The organism is Cupriavidus sp. 21MJTG02-4 (assembly GCF_057798975.1).
In genome coordinates this window covers 20,553-42,372 of the sequence record NZ_JBYOJP010000019.1, presented here as the reverse complement: position 1 = coordinate 42,372, position 21,820 = coordinate 20,553, and the positions used below count along the sequence as shown (strand labels likewise).

General features: G+C 60.4%; 17 protein-coding genes. 5 read left to right on the top strand and 12 right to left on the bottom strand.

The window, feature by feature from the left end; all coding sequences use genetic code 11:
• Nucleotides 1-18: 18 nt before the first annotated feature.
• The 5 genes from AC3FKH_RS28705 (at nt 19) to AC3FKH_RS28685 (ending at nt 9,531) form a co-directional block, all read left to right on the top strand.
• Nucleotides 19-1,815, top strand: coding sequence for an acyl-CoA dehydrogenase (locus AC3FKH_RS28705; protein WP_488679094.1), 1,797 nt, complete (start codon nt 19-21; stop codon nt 1,813-1,815).
• Between the two features lie 43 nt (nt 1,816-1,858).
• Nucleotides 1,859-3,046 carry an acetyl-CoA C-acyltransferase gene (locus tag AC3FKH_RS28700; protein WP_488679093.1) on the top strand — a complete coding sequence of 396 codons (1,188 nt, stop codon included), beginning with the start codon at nt 1,859-1,861 and terminating at the stop codon, nt 3,044-3,046.
• Nucleotides 3,043-3,924 carry an SDR family oxidoreductase gene (locus tag AC3FKH_RS28695; protein WP_488679092.1) on the top strand — a complete coding sequence of 294 codons (882 nt, stop codon included), beginning with the start codon at nt 3,043-3,045 and terminating at the stop codon, nt 3,922-3,924. Before AC3FKH_RS28700 ends, AC3FKH_RS28695 begins: the two co-directional genes overlap by 4 nt.
• 20 nt (nt 3,925-3,944) lie before the next feature.
• Nucleotides 3,945-6,047, top strand: coding sequence for a 3-hydroxyacyl-CoA dehydrogenase NAD-binding domain-containing protein (locus tag AC3FKH_RS28690; protein WP_488679091.1), 2,103 nt, complete (start codon nt 3,945-3,947; stop codon nt 6,045-6,047).
• 730 nt (nt 6,048-6,777) lie between these two features.
• Entirely contained in the window at nt 6,778-9,531 is a 2,754-nt protein-coding gene (locus AC3FKH_RS28685) for a winged helix-turn-helix domain-containing protein (RefSeq protein ID WP_488679090.1), read from the top strand.
• Here the strand turns inward: AC3FKH_RS28685 and AC3FKH_RS28680 are convergent.
• The 12 genes from AC3FKH_RS28680 to AC3FKH_RS28625 form a co-directional block, all read right to left on the bottom strand.
• Nucleotides 9,516-10,565 (bottom strand): MBL fold metallo-hydrolase, encoded by a 1,050-nt coding sequence (locus AC3FKH_RS28680; protein WP_488679089.1) that lies wholly within the window; start codon nt 10,563-10,565, stop codon nt 9,516-9,518. The two genes, AC3FKH_RS28685 and AC3FKH_RS28680, sit on opposite strands and share 16 nt — an antisense overlap.
• 5 nt (nt 10,566-10,570) lie before the next feature.
• Complete coding sequence (locus AC3FKH_RS28675; RefSeq protein ID WP_488679088.1) at nt 10,571-12,151, bottom strand: AMP-binding protein; 1,581 nt, start codon at nt 12,149-12,151, stop codon at nt 10,571-10,573.
• Between the two features lie 15 nt (nt 12,152-12,166).
• Nucleotides 12,167-13,372, bottom strand: a complete 1,206-nt coding sequence (locus AC3FKH_RS28670; protein ID WP_488679087.1) for an ABC transporter substrate-binding protein — start codon at nt 13,370-13,372, stop codon at nt 12,167-12,169.
• A 75-nt stretch (nt 13,373-13,447) separates the two neighbouring features.
• A complete protein-coding gene (locus AC3FKH_RS28665; RefSeq protein ID WP_488679086.1) occupies nt 13,448-14,455 on the bottom strand; it encodes a branched-chain amino acid ABC transporter permease in 1,008 nt (335 codons plus the stop codon).
• Nucleotides 14,456-14,470: 15 nt separating this feature from the next.
• Nucleotides 14,471-15,361, bottom strand: coding sequence for a branched-chain amino acid ABC transporter permease (locus AC3FKH_RS28660; RefSeq protein ID WP_488679085.1), 891 nt, complete (start codon nt 15,359-15,361; stop codon nt 14,471-14,473).
• A gap of 1 nt (nt 15,362) precedes the next feature.
• Entirely contained in the window at nt 15,363-16,085 is a 723-nt protein-coding gene (locus tag AC3FKH_RS28655) for an ABC transporter ATP-binding protein (protein WP_488679084.1), read from the bottom strand.
• On the bottom strand, nt 16,082-16,861 hold the full coding sequence (locus tag AC3FKH_RS28650) for an ABC transporter ATP-binding protein (RefSeq protein ID WP_488679083.1): 780 nt from the start codon (nt 16,859-16,861) through the stop codon (nt 16,082-16,084). The genes AC3FKH_RS28655 and AC3FKH_RS28650 overlap by 4 nt, the downstream gene beginning before the upstream one ends.
• Before the next feature lie 18 nt (nt 16,862-16,879).
• Nucleotides 16,880-18,019 (bottom strand): CaiB/BaiF CoA transferase family protein, encoded by a 1,140-nt coding sequence (locus AC3FKH_RS28645; RefSeq protein WP_488679082.1) that lies wholly within the window; start codon nt 18,017-18,019, stop codon nt 16,880-16,882.
• 37 nt (nt 18,020-18,056) lie between these two features.
• A complete protein-coding gene (locus AC3FKH_RS28640) occupies nt 18,057-18,848 on the bottom strand; it encodes an enoyl-CoA hydratase/isomerase family protein (protein ID WP_488679081.1) in 792 nt (263 codons plus the stop codon).
• A gap of 2 nt (nt 18,849-18,850) precedes the next feature.
• Complete coding sequence (locus AC3FKH_RS28635) at nt 18,851-19,327, bottom strand: Zn-ribbon domain-containing OB-fold protein (protein ID WP_488679080.1); 477 nt, start codon at nt 19,325-19,327, stop codon at nt 18,851-18,853.
• A gap of 20 nt (nt 19,328-19,347) precedes the next feature.
• The gene (locus AC3FKH_RS28630; RefSeq protein ID WP_488679078.1) at nt 19,348-20,535 is read right to left on the bottom strand and encodes a thiolase family protein; all 1,188 of its coding nucleotides are present in this window, start codon (nt 20,533-20,535) and stop codon (nt 19,348-19,350) included.
• Entirely contained in the window at nt 20,532-21,572 is a 1,041-nt protein-coding gene (locus tag AC3FKH_RS28625; RefSeq protein ID WP_488679077.1) for a thiolase family protein, read from the bottom strand. Before AC3FKH_RS28625 ends, AC3FKH_RS28630 begins: the two co-directional genes overlap by 4 nt.
• Nucleotides 21,573-21,820 lie beyond the last annotated feature (248 nt).

Genomic DNA, 21,820 nt, shown 5'->3' with positions numbered 1-21,820 from the left:
TCACGGAGATAACGTTTCATGGCCGCCACCATCAGCGAGCGCGAGCTCTCGTTTCTGCTCTATGAGTTTTTGGACACCGAGTCCCTGCTGCAGCGCGAGCGTTACGCCGATCATTCACGCGAGGTGTTCGACGCGACGTTAGAGACGGCACGTCAGCTGGCCGAGGAGCTGCTGGCGCCGCACCTTCGTGACGGTGACGAGCACGAGCCACAATTCATAGGCGGAAAAGCCAAACTGATTCAACCCACTGCGACCGCTTGGAAAGCCGTGGCGGATGCGGGCTTCATGAGCGCGCACTGGGACAACGAAGAAGGTGGCCTGCAACTGCCGGAGGTGGTATTGCGCGCCGCGATGAGCGCCTTCTATGCAGCCAACGTAGGCACGGCGGCTTACCCAATGCTCACGATCGGCGCGGCCAATCTGCTGCGCAGCTTCGGCAGCGATGCCTTGAAGGACCGTTACTTGGCGCCGATGGGCGATGGTCGCTTCGCGGGTACGATGGCTCTGACGGAACCGTCTCAGGGCTCGGCGCTGGGGGATATCAAGACCACGGCAGTGCCGCAAGCCGATGGCAGCTACCGCATCTTCGGTCAGAAGATGTTCATCTCCGGGGGCGACCAGGACCTGACAGAGAATATCGTGCACATGGTGCTGGCACGCATTCAGGGCGCGCCGGCGGGCGTCAAGGGCATCTCACTGTTTTTGGTGCCCAAGACTCTGCCCGGTGAAGACGGCGGTGCCGGCGCACGCAACGACGTAGCATTGGCCGGTCTGCTTCACAAGATGGGGTGGCGCAACACCACCTCCGCCGTGCTGTCGTTCGGCGAGACGGATGGCGCAGTGGGTTGGCTGGTCGGCCGCGAGCACCAAGGCCTGGCGCACATGTTTCAGATGATGAACGAGGCGCGCATCGGCGTGGGCGTCATGGCGTCTAGCATTGCCTGGCGAGGCTTCAGCGAGTCGCTCAACTACGCTCGCGAACGCCCACAGGGCAGGCTACCGTCGAGCAAAGATCCGCTGTCACCACAGGTCAGGCTGATCGAGCACGCCGACGTGCGCCGTCTGCTGTTGGCGCAAAAGGCCTATGCGGAAGGAGGCTTGGCCCTCTGCCTGTACGCCTGCCATCTGTTCGAGGATCAGCATACACATCCGGACGAGGTCGCGCGCGGCGACGCCCGACGGCTGTTGGACGTGCTCACGCCTGTGGTCAAGTCTTGGCCGGCGCGCTATGGCGCGGCTGCCAACGACATGGCGATCCAGGTGCTAGGCGGCGCAGGCTATACACGCGACTATCCCCTGGAGCAGCTCTATCGTGACCAGCGCCTGAACATGATCCACGAAGGGGCTGAAGCCATCCACGGCATCGACCTGTTGGGACGCAAGGTGGTGATGGAACAGGGCGCCGGGCTGCGGCAGTTCATCGACATCGTGCGGCGCGACGCGCAGCGTGCAGCCGAGGTCGGACTCAAGGACGAGGCACGCGCATTGAGTGCTTCTTTGGATCGGTTGGCGGGGATCAGTGACCAGTTGGTGGGACTGCAGCGCAGCGAGCCGGACTTGGCGCTAGCCAATGCGACCGTGTACCTCGATGCGTTCGGCCGCGTGGCTCTGGCGTGGATCTGGCTGCAGCAAGGGTACGTGGCGACGCTTGCATTGCCGGGCGCCACCGTGGAAGCGACGGACCACTACTGTGGCAAGTTGCAGGCCATGCGCTACTTTTTCCAGTGGGAGCTTCCCCAGACCGAAGCCCAATGGACCTTACTCGCGCAAGTTGATCGCAGCGCGTTCGATATGCACGACGACTGGTTCGCTTGAACCGCGTCGCACTCCCTTCCTCCCAAAATCGATTGCAAACCTCATGAGTCAAGCCGTCATTGTTTCCACTGCGCGCACCCCCATCGGCCGCTCCTACAAAGGGGCATTCAATGCCATCAAGTCACCCACGCTACTGGGCCATGCCATCGAACATGCCGTGGCGCGCAGCGGCGTCGTTGCGGATGAGATCGACGACGTGGTGGTCGGTACGGTGCTGGCCGCCGGCACCGCGGGTATGAACCTGGCGCGCAACGGCGCATTCGCCGCCGGACTGGGTGTCGGCGTCAGCGGCCAAACGATAGATCGGCAGTGTGCATCCGGCCTGATGGCGGTGGCCACTGCAGCCAAGCAGATCATCGTGGACGGCATGCGGGTTGTGGTTGCGGGCGGCCAGGAGAACATCTCCGCGGTGCAGAAGCAATACTTTGACTGGGCTTCTGCGCAAGCCGACCCCGCGGTCAAGGCCAAGGCGGCGCACGCCTACATGCCCATGCTGCTGACAGCCGAGTTCGTGGCGAACAAGTACGGGATCAGCCGCGAGGCGCAGGATCTCTATGCGCTGCAGTCGCAGCAGCGCACGGCAGCCGCGCAGCAGGCGGGCCGTTTCAACGACGAAATCGTGCCGCTGATCTCACACATGGCCGTGGTGGACAAGGAAACCCAGGCTGTCAGCTACCGCGAGATGACCCTGACCAAGGACGAGGGCAACCGCCCCGAAACCACGCTGGAGAGCCTGTCCGCGCTCAAGCCGGTAATTGAGGGGGGGAGCGTCACTGCCGGAAACGCCAGCCAACTGTCCGACGGGGCTTCCGCTTGCGTGCTGATGGACGACGCGCTGGCGGCGCAGCGCGGCCTCAAGCCGCTGGGCATCTATCGCGGCATTGCCGTGGCAGGCCTGGCGCCGGAAGAGATGGGAATTGGCCCGGTTTTGGCCATACCCAAGCTGCTCAAACAACACCGCCTGTCGGTCGACGACATCGGTCTTTGGGAGTTGAACGAGGCCTTTGCGTGTCAGGCGCTGTACTGCCGTGACAAACTGGGCATCGATCCCGAGCGCTACAACGTCAACGGCGGTGGCATTTCGGTGGGGCACCCCTATGGCATGACGGGAGCTCGGCTGGTGGGTCACGCACTCATCGAGGGGCGTCGGCGCGGCGCCAAGTACGTGGTGGTCACAATGTGCGTGGGCGGTGGAATGGGTGCAGCCGGACTGTTCGAGGTGGTGGCATGAGCGGCGTCAAGAAGCCCCTGGCGGGCAAGACCCTGTTTATCACCGGTGCAAGCAGGGGCATCGGACTTGCGATCGCGCTACGGGCCGCGCGAGACGGGGCCAACGTGGCCATCGCAGCGAAAACCACCGAGCCGCATCCAAAATTGCCCGGCACCATCTACACCGCGGCCGAAGAGATCGTGAAGGCTGGCGGTCAAGCCCTGCCGCTGGTAGTGGACGTGCGCGACGAAGAACAGGTCCAAGCAGCTGTGACCCAGACCGCTGAGCGCTTCGGCGGCATCGACGTCTGCATCAACAACGCCTCGGCCATCAACCTGGCAAAAACCGAGGACATCGATCTAAGGCGCTTCGATCTGATCCAGCAGATCAACATGCGTGGCACATTCGTCACGTCCCGCGCCTGCATTCCCTACCTGCGCCACAGCAGCAACCCGCACATCCTGGCACTATCGCCGCCGTTGAACATGCGCGCCGACTGGTTCGCGCAGCACTTGCCTTACACGATGTCCAAGTACGGCATGTCAATGGTGATGTTCGGGCTGGCTGAGGAACTGCGTGAGGCCGGCATCGCCTGCAACGCGCTTTGGCCGCGCACCACCGTGGCGACTGCTGCGGTGGAGTTCGCGCTTGGCGGAGACGACATGCTACGGCAGTCTCGCAACCCGGAGATCATGGCCGACGCGGCCTACGCTATCCTTTGCCGCCCCTCGCGCAGCTTCACTGGCCGCTTCGTACACGACGACGAGGTATTGGCCGACGAAGGCATCTCCAACTTCGATCTTTACCGCAACGATCCTACCAGCCCATTGCTGGCCGACATCTTCGTCGATCCGCTGGCACCGCTTCCGCCCGGCTCCAGCTACTTGGCCATCAATTGAACCGCCCGCTGCTTGCTGCCATGACATCACCCATTACCTTCACACAAGAAGGCCGTATCGGCCTGATTCTGATCGACACCCCCCCCGTCAACGCCATCTCTGGCCCATTCATCACCGGCCTGGCCGAAGCCCTGGACCGCTTCGAGGCGGCGGATCACCTTGACGCCGTGGTGCTTTACTGCGCAGGGCGTACCTTTGTTGCCGGTGCCGACATCGCTTCGTTCGAGGATCCTGCTGGTTTCTCCGCCAAACCCTTCAACACGGTGCTGGCGCGCCTGGAGGCCCAGGCGCGGCCGGTGATTGCAGCGCTGCATGGCACCGTGCTCGGCGGCGGGCTGGAACTGGCAGTGGCCTGCCACTACCGGGTCGCCCGTCCCGGCACGCGTCTGGGCCTTCCCGAGGTGAAGATTGGCATCATCCCCGGTTCGCTCGGAACACAGCGCCTGCCCCGCCTCGTGGGAGCCGAGTTGGCCCTGGAGCTGGTCACCACGGGCCGCATGATTGGCGTGCAACAGGCCCTGCGGGCCGGCCTGGTCGATACGGTCACCGAGGGTGAGCCACGTGACATTGGCCTGGCGGCCGCCGAAGCACTGCTGGCGACAGAATCGCCGGTCCGGCGCACCAGCGAACTTGACGTGTCGCCTGCGCCTGCCGAGGCGCTGGCGAAGGCCGAGGCCGCAGCGGCGAAAAGGCCCGGCTGGCCCCAACTCGCGGCGGCGGTGCGCTGCGTGCGCGCGGCCCAGGAACTGCCGTTCGCCGAGGGCGAGGCCGTCGAGGCCGCCGAGTTCGCGCGCCTGCTGCCCACGCCCTCGTCGAGAGCGCTGCGCCACCTGTTCTTCGCCGAGCGCGAGGCGGCCAAGATCCCCGGCCTGCCGCGCAATGCGGCGCTGCGTCCCATCCGCAAGGTCGGCATCGTCGGTGCCGGCACGATGGGCGGCGGCATCGCGATGAACTTCGCCAACGCCGGCATTCCTACCGTCATCATCGAGGTGTCCGACGCCGCGCTGCAGCGCGGCCTGGGTCTGGTGCGCAAGAACTACGAGGCCAGTGCCGCAAAGGGCCGGCTCACAGCCGGGCAAGTGGACGAGCGGATGAGCCTGCTGCAGGGCGCGCTCGACTACGCCGCGCTAGCCGACTGCGATTTGGTGGTCGAGGCCGTGTTCGAGAACATGGCGCTCAAGCAGGAGATCTGCGCCAAGCTGGGCGCCGTGGCCAAGCCCGGCGCCATCATCGCCACCAACACCTCCACGCTGGACGTGAACGTGCTGGCGCAGGCCACCGGCCGGCCAGCTGACGTTGTGGGCATGCATTTCTTCAGCCCGGCCAACGTGATGCGACTGCTCGAGGTAGTACGGGGCGCCGCCACCGCGCCAGATGTATTGGCGACCGTAATGAAGCTGGCCACCACGATTGGCAAGGTGCCCGTGGTCTCAGGTGTGTGCTACGGCTTCATTGGTAATCGCATGGCCGAGGTCTACATGCGCGAGGCCGAGTTCCTGATCATGGAAGGGGCCGAACCCGCTGACGTGGACGCTGCGGTGGAATCGCTGGGCTTCGCAATGGGCCCGTGCCGCATGCTGGACATGGCCGGCGTGGATGTGGGGGCCAAGACCGTCATCGAGTACGGCAAGGCCGGTGGGCTACCGGACGATCCGGGCTATCGGGCGCTTGTGCAGAAGCTATTCGCAATGGGCCGTCACGGTCAGAAAGCCGGTGCAGGCTACTATCGCTATGAAGGCCGGTCGCCCTCGCCCGATCCGCAGGTCAAGGCCATCGCGGAGCAACTGGCAGACCAGCACGGAATCGCGCGCCGCCAGAACATTGGCCGCGAAGAGATCACAGAGCGGATGTTGTATCCCCTCATCAACGAGGGGCTGAAGATACTAGAAGAGGGAATCGCGTACCGCCCCGGCGACATCGATGTGGTCTGGGTGGCTGGCTATGGATTCCCGGACTTCCGTGGCGGACCGATGTGGATGGCTGACAGCATCGGGTGGGACGTCATCGCCCAGCGACTGGCGCACTACGCTGGGCAGCGCGGTGATGCATACGGATACTGGAGGCCGGCCACATTGCTTGGGCAGCTTTGCGGCGGCATGCGCCCGGTGCATTGGAAAGCTTAGGTTTTGCACCGAGGCCCCTCGACAGGGCAAAGCATTGCTCCGCCGGACGGCAACCCATATCGCCCGAGCAATTTTGATGGCGGCGCCCTGTCGCACTGGGGTGCCAATCGTGGATTCAAGCCGTGGGCGGGGTGGACCGAAGACGAATCGTGTGGCAACTTCGCAAGTGATTTATCGTATTCTTGGAGCGGAGAACTCGATGAAGAAGCGAATTTCCGACGAGCAGATCATCTGACGGCTTGAAGGAGTTCAGCCGAGAAACATGAACATTCCAACGGGCCGGCGCGAGGCGCTGGAAGTCCCGACTCGGCGAGATCGCTCGCAAACTTCTTCGGCTGCCTGAACTCATAGGTTGCCAACCAGCGGCCGAGTCCCCGGTAACGACATGCCTTTCGACAGGCGCCTGTGCAACGGGGTGCTGGCGGCATCGTCGTCAGCATTTCTCGGCCGTTTCATCGCCGAAACCTTGCAGGTGCTGACATCTTGTATAGTTCCGAAACGTTTTCCGCCGCCGGAACTCGGACGCCAAGTGTGGAACGCAGAGGCTTGCTCGCCAGGCTCGATGCTCTCGCAAATCGCAAGCTGACGATTATTCGGGAGGAGCTAGCTTCGGCAAGACAACGCTCTTGAGCTATTAGAAGCCCACATGCTTGGCATCACTTTCGTCTAGAGGCTGGGAGTCCAAGACCATGTAACTCTAGACTGACGAATACCGACAAAGGGGACAACCATGTCGTCAGCAGATTTCTCGCCCGTTCCACCGACGGCACCCATTGATGCGGAGCATGCTCAGGTGCTGACATCTTGGATAGTTCCGACACGCTTTGCGCCGCCGGAACTCAGAGACCAAGCCGTGGAGCGCAGAGGCTTGCTCGCCAAGCTCGATGCTCTCGCAAATCGCAAGCTGACGATTATTCTGGGAGGAGCCGGCTTTGGCAAGACAACGCTTTTGAGCCAGTGGCGAGAGCAATGCATTTCAGCCAAGCGTGAAGACGTGGCCTGGCTCACCGTGGGAAGCGGCGAAGGCGATCTAAGAAGCTTCTTTGCATACGCTTTTGAATCGCTACAGCGTGCAGGGGTCGAGTTTGGTCAGATCCTACCAGTCTCGCTCTTTAGCACAGACAAGGTAGGCATGCTCGCGTTCGTATCTGCGCTGGTGAATGCGATTGCGGAGCACCCAAAGAACCTTCACCTGATCGTGGATGACGCGCATCATCTCACCGATCCGCTGGCCCGATCTGCTTTGGGTGAGTTGCTGGAACAGTCTACAGACAACTTCCGGGTCACGCTGGCAGGGCGCCAGGTCCCGGCGTTTCCCGTTAGCCGATTGCGTCTACGAGAGCAGGTGGGAGAGATCGGTCCGGATTTGCTCGCGTTCGATGCCAACGAGACAGCAACCTTCTTCCAAGAGCGGGTCCCGACGCCATTCTCGATGCAGCAGTTGCATCACGTGCGAGAGGCGTTGGAAGGTTGGCCTGCGGGGATGCAACTGCTGTTGCACGCCTTGCTTCGCCACGAGGGCTCTGACAGCATTATGGAACTCCTGCAGCACGATTCAGGGTTTCATGAATACATCACAGAGAACGTCCTTTCGAAACTGTCCTCTCAGCAGGTGAGCTTTCTTGAGAGGCTCTCCACAGTCCCTCGATTTTGCGATCGCCTAGCGGCGGCGGTCACTGGCGATGAGAACTCTGAGCAGAAAATTCAGGAATTGGTTCAACTTCACCTGTTCGTTTCCAAGTTTGAGCTCTCAGAAGGAGAGACCTGGTACAGCATGCACCTGTTGTTTGCGGAGCCACTTCGGACGCGACTAGCTGCCCGGGAAGCGGACATGCGTGAATGCCACTGGCGCGCTGCGGCCTGGTTCGCTGCGAACGGCTTTTTGTTGGACGCTGTCGGCCACGCAAAGGCTGCAGGCATGACTTCCTCGATCGACAAGCTGATTGAAGACTCGCCAATGAGCCTGCGAAGTCTTTCAGGGCTCGGCAGCATGCGGCGCATTTTTGATGCCATCGACCCGGCCACGCTGGCCACCAACTCGAAGCTGCTTCCGATGGGAGCCTGGGCATTCTTGCTGACCGCGCAGATACGCCGAGCCAACAGGTGGATCGAATTCATCGCACCTGATGGAGACAGGGAGAGCATGCTGCAGAGGCAGATTCTCGAGGCGGGCGTCGCCCTGTACGAAGACGACACTCCACGTGTGCGGCGTATCGCCATGGGATTGCATCCGGCAGACATAAAGCAACCATTTCTCAGCCAGTGCCTGGCAACGGAGTTGATCTCGGCGGCTCAAGGAGCCGGGGACTATGACGAGGCCGATCGGGTGACGGCGGAACTTGCGTCCTCCCTGCGTCATGAGAAGCACGAGATGGCGTTAATTGTTCACGCGCTCGGTATCGTCAGTCGACTGGAAGCAGGCCAAGCCTTGTCAGCCGAGCAGCACGGGCTGAAGGTGTTGCGACAGGCAGAGGCGGTTGCTGGCCGCCGCTCGGTGAGCTCAGCAATTGCTGCGGCCTTCCTTGCGGATGCGCAATACGAACTCGGTAAGCTCGCGGAGGCGCGACAGACCCTGGCAGGGCGTTGGGACATGGTCTACTGGTCGCCCCCGGATGCCATGGTTCGCGGTGTCATCACGCAGGTCAGACTTGCAGCCGATTTCGGCGGTCCTCCCGCCGCCTTCAATCTGATCGATTCCGTGCTGCCTCGGTTTCAGGGACGAGGCTCGGATCGTGCGGTTGCCTGTTTGCTCGAGGAGCGGTGCCGCCTGGAACTGGAGCAAGGCAGGTTGGGGTCGGTAAACCTGACTATGATGGCTCTGGATCAACTGGCGACGCGCAATGCCGGCAACCAGGGGTTCGCGTCGGAGATTGAACTGATCTGGGAAGTCACACAGGCGCGGGCACTTCTCGGTGAGGATCGACTTCTGGAAGCATTGGCTCACCTGAAGTCTGCAAGAGAAAAGGCATCATCGCTGCGGCGCACTCGATCACTTGTCACCGTATTGCTCCTGGAGGCGCAATGCCACTCCCGACTGAAGCAGATGCGGGAGGCCGACGCGGAAGCACAACAGGCAATTGATCTCTGTGAGGCAGGTGGACTGCGTCAGTCAATGCTCCGTGCAGGGGCGGAACCGGCGAACCTGCTGCTGGGGCGTGCTTCCAAGCTGAGGTTGTCTCACGAGCTGCAAGAGTTTCTGAGTGTTCACAAGCACAAACTGAACATTTCGCCGGCCTCTGGCGTGCCAGGCGCTGATGGGCTGCTTGAGAAACTCACTCCTAGGGAGGTGGAAATCATCCGGCTCCTTGGACAATCGATGTCCAACAAGCGCATTGGCGCGACATTGGGCATTGCCCCTGCGACCGTCAAGTGGAACCTGCAGAACGTGTTCCTCAAGCTAGGCCTTAACACCCGGTACGACGTGCTCGCCTGGATGCGCAATGCCGAAGCAGCCTCCGATTTGCAGTCTCACGCAAGTCGGTAGCGCACCGAGCCGTCTTCGTCCGCTGTCGCCACGATTTCTCCGCGCTCGGCGAGATAATTTAAGTGGGCGAGTGTCTCTCCGGTGGCGAGATTGAGGTGCATCTGTTCTGCAACTACAGATGATCGGTACAGGGAGCGAACCAGGTCGATGACTTTCAAAGGCTGAGTGAGTTGTTGCCTGACGCGATCGGTTCCTCTCAGGGCGCTCGCACGCAGTTGCTCCAGCCTGACGTGCAAACCATGAAAGGGCTCGTTGTGGGCAGGCAGGACCAAGGCGCTGTCCGGCACTCGCTGCATGAGCCGGTCGATGGAATCGAGCCATCCCTGCAGGGGGTTCGCCTGAGGCTCCGTAGGATAGACGGACGTGTTAGAGCTGATCCTGGGCAGAACCTGATCCCCCGATATCAATAGATCCAGTTCGCGCGAGTAGAAGGATGCGTGCTCGGGTGAATGGCCTGTGCCGACAATGACTTCCCATTCCTGGTCCCCGATCCGCAGCATTTTTCCGTCCGTGAGCCGCACGAAGCTGTCAGGCAGAGGATGGATCATCTTGCCGAAATCACCGAACCGTGTGCGGTACTCGTCCACCTCGGTTTCGCTCCATCCAGCCCTTCGATAGAAGCGAACGCCATCAATCGGAGCCTCTCGGCCTGTGTCGGCGAGCATCACCCGGCAGCTCAGGTACTCGTCCCGCGTCATCCATAGCGCGCTATCGAAGCGACGCGTCAGCCAGCCGGCCATGCCCACATGATCCGGGTGCATGTGCGTCGCCATCACGCGGGAGATTGGACGGCCGGCAAGCGGGCCTGGTGGCGCGAGCAACGTCATCCATGCCTTTCTCACCTCCACGCTGCAAATGCCCGTGTCCACAATGGTCCAGCCAGAACCATCGCTCAGTGCCCATAGGTTGATGTGATCCAGGGCGAAGGGAAGTGGCATGCGCAGCCACAGCACACCTGGTTTGATTTCCGTGGCGTGGCCGGGATGCGGAACATCCTGGAACGGATACGAGAGTGCTGCTGCTGCGTCGGTCATGATGGTCAGTTCACGCTGCGTTGGCTGTCCTTCCAGTATTTTTCCCTCACAAGCCTGCGCAGCACCTTGCCGGCAGAAGACAACGGCAGCTCCTGCACAATAGCGATGGTCTTCGGAGCCTTGTAGCTAAGCTTCTGTTTGCTAAAGGCGACCAACTCCTCTGGCGTCACAGTCTTCCCCGGTCGAAGCACAACTTCTGCATGGACGGCTTCCCCCCATTCCGCATGCGGAACACCGACAACGGCACTTGCGGAGACGGCAGGATGCTCGCTAAGTGCGGCCTCCACCTCGACGGCGTAGACGTTGAAGCCACCAGTAATGATCATGTCCTTCTTGCGGTCGACGATGAAGAGGTACCCGTCCTCGTCGAGATATCCCATGTCGCCAGACAGCCAGAAGCCGTTGGCCAGTTCACGAGCGGTGGCTTCCGGGTTTTCATAGTACCCACGGATCGTCGCCCGGCAGCGGATTCGGATTTCGCCCACTTTGCCGGCTGGCAGTTCATTGCCGTCGTTATCCGAGATATAGAGTTCCACGCCAGGGGTGACGCGGCCTGCCGAAGAGAGACGCGTGACAGCGCGCTCGTCTGCCAGTACGTGGTTGGACTTGGGCAGCGATGTAACGAACTGGATGGATTCTGTGGCTCCGTACAGTTGGATGAAGATCGAACCGAATTCCTCGATCAGTTGCGACAGACGCGCAGGGGCCATCGGCGCAGCACCGTAGGCAAGCAGCCTCAGCGAGCTCAGGTTGTAGCGCCGTCCGGCCTCGGAATCGGCCAACCTGTACATCAACGTCGGCACCAAGAAGCCGTGCGTGATTTTCTCGCGCTGCACGATCTCACACCACAGTTCCAAGTCCGGCATGTTCATCGTGTACGTGGTGCCACCGGCGAAGAATGTCGGCCAGAAGAACAGGATGCTGCCGTGAGAGATTGGCGTGAGATGCAGAAACCGGGTGTCCGATCCGAAGCTGAAGTCGCCGCAGGCGTAGGCTGCGTCCCTAGTGCCTGAGAAATTGTCGATAGAGTACATCGCGCACTTTCCCTTCCCTGTCGTGCCCCCGGTGAAACGCAAGACAGGCACATGCTCATGCACGTCCAATTCGATACCCGGGTTCGCATCGGAAGCTGCATTGACGAGATCCCAGAATGACAGGACACCAGGTAGCCGCTCTGCATCACTCAGCGGATCCATGGCCACCATCGTGCATCCACGTTGTGTGAGGTCGGCATGGTAGAGAGGAACGAGCTTGTTCTCCAGGAATGCCACCTTCGCCTTGACCAGATCGACCTGCCACAGGTGCTCCGTATGGCTGTCTCGGAAATTGCTGAAGGCGACGGTAGCCTCTTGCTTAAACACCGTAGGGAAGTGCAGCAGGGTGAGGTTGTCGTTGTCCACCATGGCGATGGCGACATCGCCCTTCCCAAGTCCCAACGGTCCGCGCATCGCGTTGGCGGCTCGATTGGTCACGCGATGGTATTCATCAAAGGTGAAGCTGCGTTCGCGCTCCACGTTGACCACCGCCTTGGCGTCCCGAAACCGGGTAGCCATCAAACCCATCACTCGACTGAAGTCCATTTTCATGACAATTGCTCCTGCTTATTTACCGTTCTTGGCCGCCGCACACTTGCCTTCGGCAATGCCGGGAAAGGCATCTCCACCGGGCACTTCGGAGAGAACCTTCAGAAGGTCAAACTGACTCTTCGACTCTGCAGGCGTCTTGACTTGAACGAGGTAGAAGTTGTGCAGCACACGACCATCAGCGCGCACGCGCACATTCGAATTCCAGAAGTCGTTTACCGGCAACTCTTTCATCTTCTGCGTGACGGCACGAGCGTCGACACTCCCGCTTGCCTGCACTGCCTTCAGATAATGCAAAACGCCAGAATACGACGCGGCGTGGGTCATCTCCGGCGCAAAGCCCGTACGTTGCTGAAACCGGCGAGCGAAGGTTCGCGTGGCCTCGTTCATATCCCAATAGAACGGGGTGGCAGCATACAACTTTTGCGCGATGGGCAAACCCATGGCTTTGATATCTGACAAGAACAGAAGGGACGTCGCCATCGCCTGCTTGCCATCCTGACCGACCTGGAACTCCGCAGCCTGCTTCATCGTATTGATCGTGTCTTTGCCGGCGTTGGCAGCAACAATTACTTTTGCCTTGGATGCCTGGGCCTGCAGAAGGTACGACGAGAAGTCCGTAGCTTGGAACGGGTGGAGCACACTGCCTACGACTTTACCATTCATCTTCTCGACCAGAGGCACGATGGAAGATTGCAGAGCATGTCCGCCGGCGTAATCCGCGGTGACGAAATACCAAGTGTCCCTCCCTTGCTTGACCAGGGGGCCGACAATGGTACGAGCGACAGCATTCGTGTCGTATCCGAAGTGCACGCCGCTGTCAGAGCACTGCTCGTTGGTGAAGACCGGCGATCCCGCTGAGGTGACCAGCATCACCCGATTCTTGGCCTTTGCTGCGGCCAAGGCAGCTGCCGTGGTGGCCGAGTTCGTACCTTCGGCCAACGCTTGAACGGTTCCTTCCTCGAGCCATTTCCTGGCCACCGCGCCGGCGATGTCGGACTTGTTTTGGTGGTCTGCCGTGATGATGTCCACAGGCCGGTTGAGCACCTTGCCGCCGAAGTCGTCAATCGCCATCTTGGCTGCTTCGATCGATCCTTTCCCCGTGATGGCCGAGTACGTTCCCGACATATCGGTAATGATGCCGATAGTGAAAGGAGCGGTACTCTGAGCGGCGGCGACGCTGGCTAGCATCGATACGCCAATAGCGGCGATAGTCCTTTTCATGTCATTGTCTCCTATATGTTTCTTTTATGGCTCTGGTTTTACTAACGATGAAAGTAGGAATGCAGGCTGGCTTATCTACTCGGCGCCGCCATGTTGGCAGGGAGGAGACTGCGAAATTGAGGAACGGCGAGTTTCATCTTCAACCAGCAATCGGGCCTGTCTGCGGTGAATCCACTCCCCATAGATTCCCCGCCTGAACAACACAACGCACAACACAAAAATGATTCCGATGACCATTTGCGCTGGAAGATTGACCTCGGCAGAGTAGCTCTCGACACCAGTAAGAAGGACTCCTCCCAAAATGGGGCCTGCCAACGTTCCAATTCCCCCAAGCAGCGTTGTCAGAACCACTTCGCCCGAGACATGCCAAGACAGATCTGCAAGCACTGCGAACTGAAAGGCCAGCGCTTTCAATGCACCAGCCAGGCCGCTGAAGGCGGCGGAAAGAACGAACGCAATCAATTTATAGCGCTGCGTGTGGTAGCCAAGCGAGGTTGCTCGCTGCTCGTTCTCTCGGATCGCGAGAAGAACCTCTCCGAAAGGCGACTGGACGATCCGACGGATTGCGAGGATCGCAATGACGACGATGGCCGCGATCACGTAGTAAGTCGTCAACGTATCTCGCAGGTCAAGGACACCGAGCAGCATTCCTCTTGGAATGTCCTGCACACCGTCTTCTCCCTGCGTGTACTGATTCAGCGGGGGCTGCAATGCCAGGAAGAAAACCAGTTGACTCAGCGCCAGGGTCACCATGGCAAAGCCGATGCCATGGCGTTTGATGGCGACGAGACCAAACGCAAGGCCCAGTAGCGCTGCTGTAATCGTTCCCACTGCCACCGCCGTAAGTGGTTCGAGTTGATGGCTTTTGGCGACGAAGGCGAAAGCATAGGCGCCGGTTCCAAAAAACGCTGCATGGCCGAATGACATTACGCCGGCATACCCGAGCAGCAGGTTGAACGCACAGGCAAACAGGGCGAGGCAAAAGGCCTTCATCAAGAAGCCCGGATACACGAAATGCGGCACGAGCACGATGGCAGCCCCCACCAGGACCACAAAGAGAATGTTGCGAAAAGATGCTTTCAAGGTGAGTCTCCCATTCTATTCTTGGCGCCCGAACAGCCCTTGAGGCCTCACGGTCAGTACAAGAATCATGACCACGAACACGATCACGGATGAAGCCGGTGGATACAGCACCTTCGTGAGTCCCTCGATCAGCCCCAGCGCTAGGCCCGACACAGTCGCGCCCAGTATGGAGTTCATGCCTCCGATCACTATTGCGGCGAAGACGGTGATGAGCAGCCCTGATCCCATGGAAAAACTGACGCCATAAATGGGGGCGGCAAGTACGCCGGCGAGCGCGGCAAGGCCTGCGCCAGCGCCATAGGTCAGGGTCAGCATCAGCGGCACGTTCAGACCGAAGTTCTGGACAAGAACAGGGTTATCAGTGGCCGCACGCAGGTAGGAACCTAGCCGCGTGCGCTCGAGCGCAAGCCACACTGCGACGCACAGGACGAGAGATACGCAAACGATCCAGGCACGATAGGTCGGCAGGAACATGAAGCTGAGCTTAGTCCCGCCCTTCAAACTGTCCGGCATTGGATATGGAATGGCAGTGGCTCCCAGCCAGTGGAGAATTGCGCTCTCCGCGATCAGCGCAAGACCGAAAGTCATCAGCAACCCATAGAGCGGGTCGGTGCCAGTGAGCCGGCGCAACAGCAGCCGCTCAATCACCATACCCGCAGCGGCGACCAGAGCCGGAGCAATGATCATCGCTCCCCAGTAGCCAATACCCAGGTGCGTGAGAAGGAAGTAGGCGAGGACCGCGCCAAGCATGTACTGAGCACCGTGTGCGAAGTTGATTATCCTTAGCATGCCGAACACGAGCGAAAGCCCCAAGCACATGACTGCGTAGAACGCTCCATTGATCAGCCCGACGAGGATCTGGCCGAACAACACCGGCAATGAGATTGAAGTAAAGACTCCGTCCATGTCAAACTCCCAGGGCCTGCTCGAGCGACTCTCGGCGCGACGACAGTTCATTGCTGCCCATTTCGTCGACGACCCTTCCCTTCTCCAAGACGTAGAACCGATCCGAAACGGCTGCTGCCACGTCGAAGTTCTGCTCCACGAGCAACACAGTGAATCCTTTGCGCTTCAACTCGCCGATGGCCGCCGCGATCTCCTCAACCACAATGGGAGCGAGGCCCTCGGTCGGCTCATCGAGCAGGATGAATCGGGCTCCGGTCCGTAACACGCGGCCGATGGCGAGCATCTGCTGCTCGCCTCCCGACAGACGAGTACCCGAGGTGTTGCCTCGCCCCTTGAGGTTGGGAAATAGGCGATATACCTCCTCCACCGAAAGGCCTCCTTTGTGGAACGACGGCGGGAGCACCAGGTTCTCGCTGACACTCAGCGATGAGAAGATTCCGCGCTCCTCGGGGACATAGCCAATACCAAGACGGGGGATCCGATACATCGGCATTGACAAGAGATCGACGTCGCGAAACCGGATCTCTCCCTCGCGGCGAACGTAGGCCCCCATGATGGACCGCAGGACCGTGGTCTTCCCAGCGCCGTTGCGCCCCAGCAGAGACACTGTTTCACCCTCATGGATCTGTATGTCGACCCCATGAAGTACATGGCTCTGCCCGTAGTACGCATGCATCCCTCGGACTTGAAGCAGCGGGAGATTTGTCGAAGTACTGGTGGTCATTTCTTCGCTTCTCCAGAGCCCAGCGTCCCACGTCCCAGATACGCGCGACGAACGTCGTCGTGTCGCGCTACATCGTTGTAGGTGCCCGTGATCAAAACTTGGCCGCGGTTCAACACAGTCACCCTATCGCACAGTTCGGCGATCGCGGGTAGGTGGTGCTCGACTAGAACCACTGTGCGCCCATCCGCAAATCTCCGGATCAGCGCCGCCAGGCGAGGTATTTCCTCAACACCCAGGCCCGCCATGGGCTCATCGAGCAGGAGTACTCGTGGATCCGCAGCCAACGTCGTTGCAAACTCCAGAGCCCGCTTTCGGCCATACGAAAGTTGCGCTGCTGGACGCTTGGCGAATGTGTCGAGGCCGACATCGTGCAAGAGCGCCATTGCGCGCTCATCCAGGTGGCGCAATGCCTTGGAGTGCGTCCAGAAAGCGGAGCTCCCGCCTTTGACGCGTTGCAACGCCAAGCGCACGTTCTGTAGCACGGTCAGAAGGGGAAAGACGGCGCATATCTGGAACGAGCGCACGAGCCCGAGTTCCGCCACCTTTGCTGCTGGATGGTCAGTGACGTCTTTGCCATCCAGGCAAACGCGGCCCTGGCTCGGGCGCACAGTGCAAGTCAGGACGTTCATCAACGTCGACTTTCCAGCGCCGTTGGGTCCAATGACGCCGTGGATAGAGCCTTGGCGCACGTCGAGATCGACGTTGCACAATGCCTGGAAGCCCTTATAGTTTTTGCTTACCTTTTGCGCGCTGAGCACGGTGGTGCTTGTCTCCACTGTTCTTCCTTTTTTTGATCAGATCACGCTCTTGTTTCGCAACGCCTCCATTGCCAGATCCGACAAACCCAGCTCTTGCAGAATCTCGACGGTGTCGGCGCCCGGTAGTGGCGCTTCCCTGACCGCTCCTGAGTGCGCATCTCCGGAAAAGCGCGGTGCCGGCGCGGCCTCCAAGAAGCCGCGGCTACTGGAATAGATACCGCGGGCGACGTTGTGCGGATGTCCCGCAGCTTCGCCGGGAGTAAGAACGGGAGCGAAGCACGCATCCGTTCCCTCGAGCCTGTCGCACCATGTGTCACGCGTCGCGCTCGCGAAGATCTCAGCCAGCCTTTGTTCCATCCTGGGCCAGGTGGAATGATCGAATTGGGCACTAGGTCCGAACTCCGCCTCCAAGTCAAGCAAACGCATAAGCGTTCCAAAGAACTGAGGCTCCAGCGCACCAACCGAGACGAACTTCCCGTCTTTGCAGGGGTAGCACCGATACCACGGGCTGCCGTCGATCCAGCTGCGCCCTCGCTCGTCCGACAATTGGCCTGCCGCCCTGAGCGAGAGCAGTAGCGTACTCAGGTGTGCAGCTCCATCGACGATCGCTGCGTCCACCACCTGCCCGATGCCTGTCGACCGGGCATTGAGCAAGGCGGCGAGCACGCCGACGGCGAGGTACATGGCACCACCGCCGAGGTCGCCCACCAAGGTGGGGGGCGGAACAGGTGGCATACCGGCTGTCCCTGCGAACCACGCTGCGCCGGAAAGCGCAAGGTAGTTCAGGTCGTGCCCGGCTGCCGCTGCCAGCGGACCGCTCTGCCCCCAACCGGTCATCCTGCCGTAGACCATCCGGGGATTTAATTCCCTGAAGGCCTCCGGGCCGAGTCCAAGCCGTTCGGCTACACCTGGCCGCATGCCTTCAATGAGGGCATCGCATTTCGCGCCGAGCTTCAGGGCAAGTTCAACGCCATCGCCGCTCTTGAGATCTAGCGTCAGCGAACGCTTCCCTCGGTTCATCAGGCGTGCTGTCACATCCTGACTCCGATTTGCCGCGCCGGCCCTTTCAATCACGATGACATCCGCCCCAAGATCGGCCAGCAAGGTCCCGCAAAAAGGCACCGGGCCAATTCCGGCCAACTCAAGGATTGTTACGCCAGAAAGGATTGCACTCATGGTTATGCCTTCCGAGCAACGCTGCGATTGATCGCTTTCATAGCCGCTTGAACTTGGGAGCGCGTTTGTCGATGAACGCTTGCATGCCTTCCTGGACATCGCCACCTGTCAAGTGCCCAATCGTCAGGGCGAGCTCGTAGCGTGTCGAGGCTTCCCAGGGCATCTCCGCTTCGTCGTTGGCCATTTGCTTCATGCGTGCCAACCCTGCGGGACTGCGCTGCGCCAGGAGCTCCACCAGTTCATCGACGGCCTCTTGCAGTTGGACTGCAGGAACGACCTTGTTTACGAGTCCCCAATCGAGCAACTGCTGTGCGGTATATCTGCCGCCCGTGAACATCATTTCCTTTGCGCGCATCATGCCAAGCGTACGGATCAGTCCCTGTGCGCCACCGACGGCCGGGAGCAGTCCGAAAGTCGCATGCTGATCGCCCATCAACGCGCCTTCGACAGCGACGACAAGATCGCAGCAAAGGAGTGTTTCCATGCCGCCCGCCATGCAGAAGCCATTCACAGCTGCGATGACTGGCTTTCGGCTTTCACGATACCTGCGAAGAAGCTGCTTCAGGGGAACCAGGAACTCGTTGACCACCCGGTCTACATCGTCTGCCAGCAGTTCGCTGTTGACCTTCAAGTTGGCGCCTGCGCAGAAGGCACGCCCTGTTCCAGTCAGTACGACAACCGCGACATCAGGGTCTCGCTCAGCGATTGTGAGCGCTTCGCCAACCTCTGCAATCTGCGTCGGAGAAATGGCGTTCATGTTCTCTGGATCGTTGTAGACAATCCACGCGGCCCGGCCGCGGCGTTCGTATTTGATCAGACTGAAATTCATGCTTAGGCTCCTTCGTCGGTAAGCTCGAAGCTGAAATCGGTGATACGACCTTCACGCTTGGAGCTGAAGACGACGCGAACGCGTGTACCTGGAACTATGCGTTTCATGGCGACCTTCGGGTCGCTCAGATCCAGTCCATCCACGTAGTTGGCAATCGCAGAATCCGTCCCGTCCAGACGCACGAAAGCGATCGCCTGGGGCGTCTTACGCTTGCCCTCATAGCCGCGAATGACAATGGTAGATTGCTCAATTACGCCACTGTGGCCAGCCTCGACCCATGCGTCGCAGGGTTCGAAGGATTGCTCACAGAAGCTGCGCGGGGGCAGGTACGTCAGACCGGATTTGGAGCAGTGCGTGGCGAGGATTTTGCCCTCCTTGAGGGCGTCCATGAACTTGCCAGCCACCTCTCCGAGGGCGTAGTTATAGCGCAGGGAGATGGTGTCCGAGATCACTTGATCTTGGTTGTTGGAGTCAGTCATCGCATTCCTTCCGACGTGGTTCAATGAGAGGTCGGCTCGGCGCCGAAAATACTTACGCTGGCAAACTGACCGATCCCGCCAAGGGCGGTGGACAGCGCGTTGCGCACGTTAGGGACTTGCATGCTGCCTGCGGTCCCCATGATCTGAGATGCTGCATCGATCGCTCTGACTAGGCCAGTGATCGCGATAGGATTCGTGCACAACGTGCCGCCAGACGGATTCACGGCGACCTGCCCGCCTTTGACGTCCCAGACATGCTCTCGATCAAGGCGAGCAGCAATTCCGGGTGCACAGAATCCGAAATGTTCCAGTTGTTGGTAGCCGACGCAACTGTAAGGGTCGTACAATTCGACCAGTTGAATTTCCCGCATGGGGTCGGTGATCCCCGCACGCGCAAACGCTCGCTTTGCAGCAATCTCGGTAACCTTGAGGCTGCTCCAGTCTGTGCGGGACGTAGGGGTGATTCGATCGCCGATCCAGTATGTGTCTGTCACGCCACCAATTCCATTGATGAAGGCGGGTCGGGTCTGAAACCGCTTCGCGACAGACTCGTCCCCGACAATCATTGCCGCCGAACCCGAGGACCGTGGGCAGATATCAAACAGCTTGAGCGGCAGTGCGATCGGCGTGGAATTCATCACGTCATCGATCGTGATCTCTCCTTTGAGGTGCGCATGCGGGTTGGCCAAAGCATTGCGCCGTTGCCGCACCACCGACTGCGCCATGTCCTCCTCCGTGAGGCCATGGGTCTGCAGATACCGGCTCAGCTGAAGGGCGACGCTGGTGTTCGTGGACAGCGGCATATCCCGTTCGTAGAAGGCGTCGAAGATGAGGTTCAGAACCTTCTGGGCATCGGGCGTTTCAGCGATACGCTCCGCTCCGACAATGAGAACCGAGCGTGCGAATCCCGAGGACACCAGCGCATGCGCGGCATGCACAGCCGAGCCTCCCGTGGCGCCCCCCGTGTGAACACGGAAGATCGGCTTGCCTGCGGCGAAGACGTGATCCACACTCCAACGGTCCGCATCGGCCACGCCCATGAAGAATGTCGGCGCCAGCGAAAAGACCACCGCATCAATGTCGTCGGGAGTCATCCCCACCGACCTCATTGCACCGACGGCAGCCTCCTGGGCTTGCTCGGGGAAGGTCTTGCTTGAATCGCTCGTCTTGAAATCGGACTGGTACGTTGCGATGACGGCGACACTCATGACTTGGACTCCACACTTTCAAAACATACGATCGAGTTGCCCTGCTGTGCATATCCGTGGCACGAATGGGCTGCGGCACGCCTCACGTTTGGTCGCTGTACGCCTCCAGCGCGACCGCCAACCTGCAGCGCAGCCTCGACGGCACCGATCAGGCCCGTGCAGAACAGTGGATTCTGTGCAAAGGGACCGCCCGATGGAGACACTTTGACCTCATCCTGAATGCCGAGCGCGCGCACGAATGCAGCCTCGTGCCAACCGGTCTGACTCTCGAGTTCGATCACATCGAAATCGTCCGAGGACTTCGCCCCAGATTGAGCCATGGCTTGAGCCCAAGCCTTCTGAAGCGATTGCATTGATCGCAGGCGTGAGGCACTCAGTCGGTACGAATCGGACGCCCAGCCGACACCGGTGATGCGTGCGAGCGGCTTCAAATGCTTGTTGCGCCGAACGAAATCCTCAGAGGCCAGGACGAGCGTCGCAGCCCCGTCTGTCATTGGTGCTCGATGCAGAGCGCGCAACGGCGTTGCCGCATACTCCGAGTCCAGCACTTGCGACATGCTTGGCACTTCGTGCCGCAGAGAACGAGGGTTGCGTCGAGCACGCTCGAATCCTGCGACCGCCCGTTGTGCAGCCTCCAGCTCTGTTACGCCGAAGGCCTCGGAAACGGCCTGTGCCAGCAGGCCATCGGCCATGGTCATATCAAGCCCGATGGGCCGGGAGAAGAAGGGGTCTCCCCGCAGCCGCATGATGTAGTCAACGTCGGTCTTCGACGTCTTGCACCAGCTGGAGACCAGGCCAAGGTGGAACTCACCGCTCTTGATGCGGGCATACCCTAGGCACAGGGCCATGGCCCCGCTGTCGGTGACCTTCATTTCGTCGGTAAGAAATCCGCCCGCTGGTGCGGCCATTAGCATGCTCGAGATGGGACGCCCATCCAACTCATCACATGCACCGATCGTCAGATGATCGAGTTGCTTGCGACTCACACCTGCATCGTCCAGCGCCGCGTGCGCGGTGTGAAATGCAATCTCTTCCAAGCGCTTTCCGCGGTGGTCCATTGCCGGCGGGTGTGTCGCCGTTCCAAGTACGTATACGTTCATGTGTTGTCTACCTGATGTATGCGCAAAGCATAGCTTTGCGGTACCTAGATGGCTCCCCGCCGCTTTGGCGGGGGCGTTTGCCCCGACACCCAGATTGTCGGCAGAAGCCAGCTGCTTCGGCTTGTCGTGTTCGCGGCCATCGGAGGCAGATTCAAGCAACCCCCAGCTTTCAGATCCTGGATCCT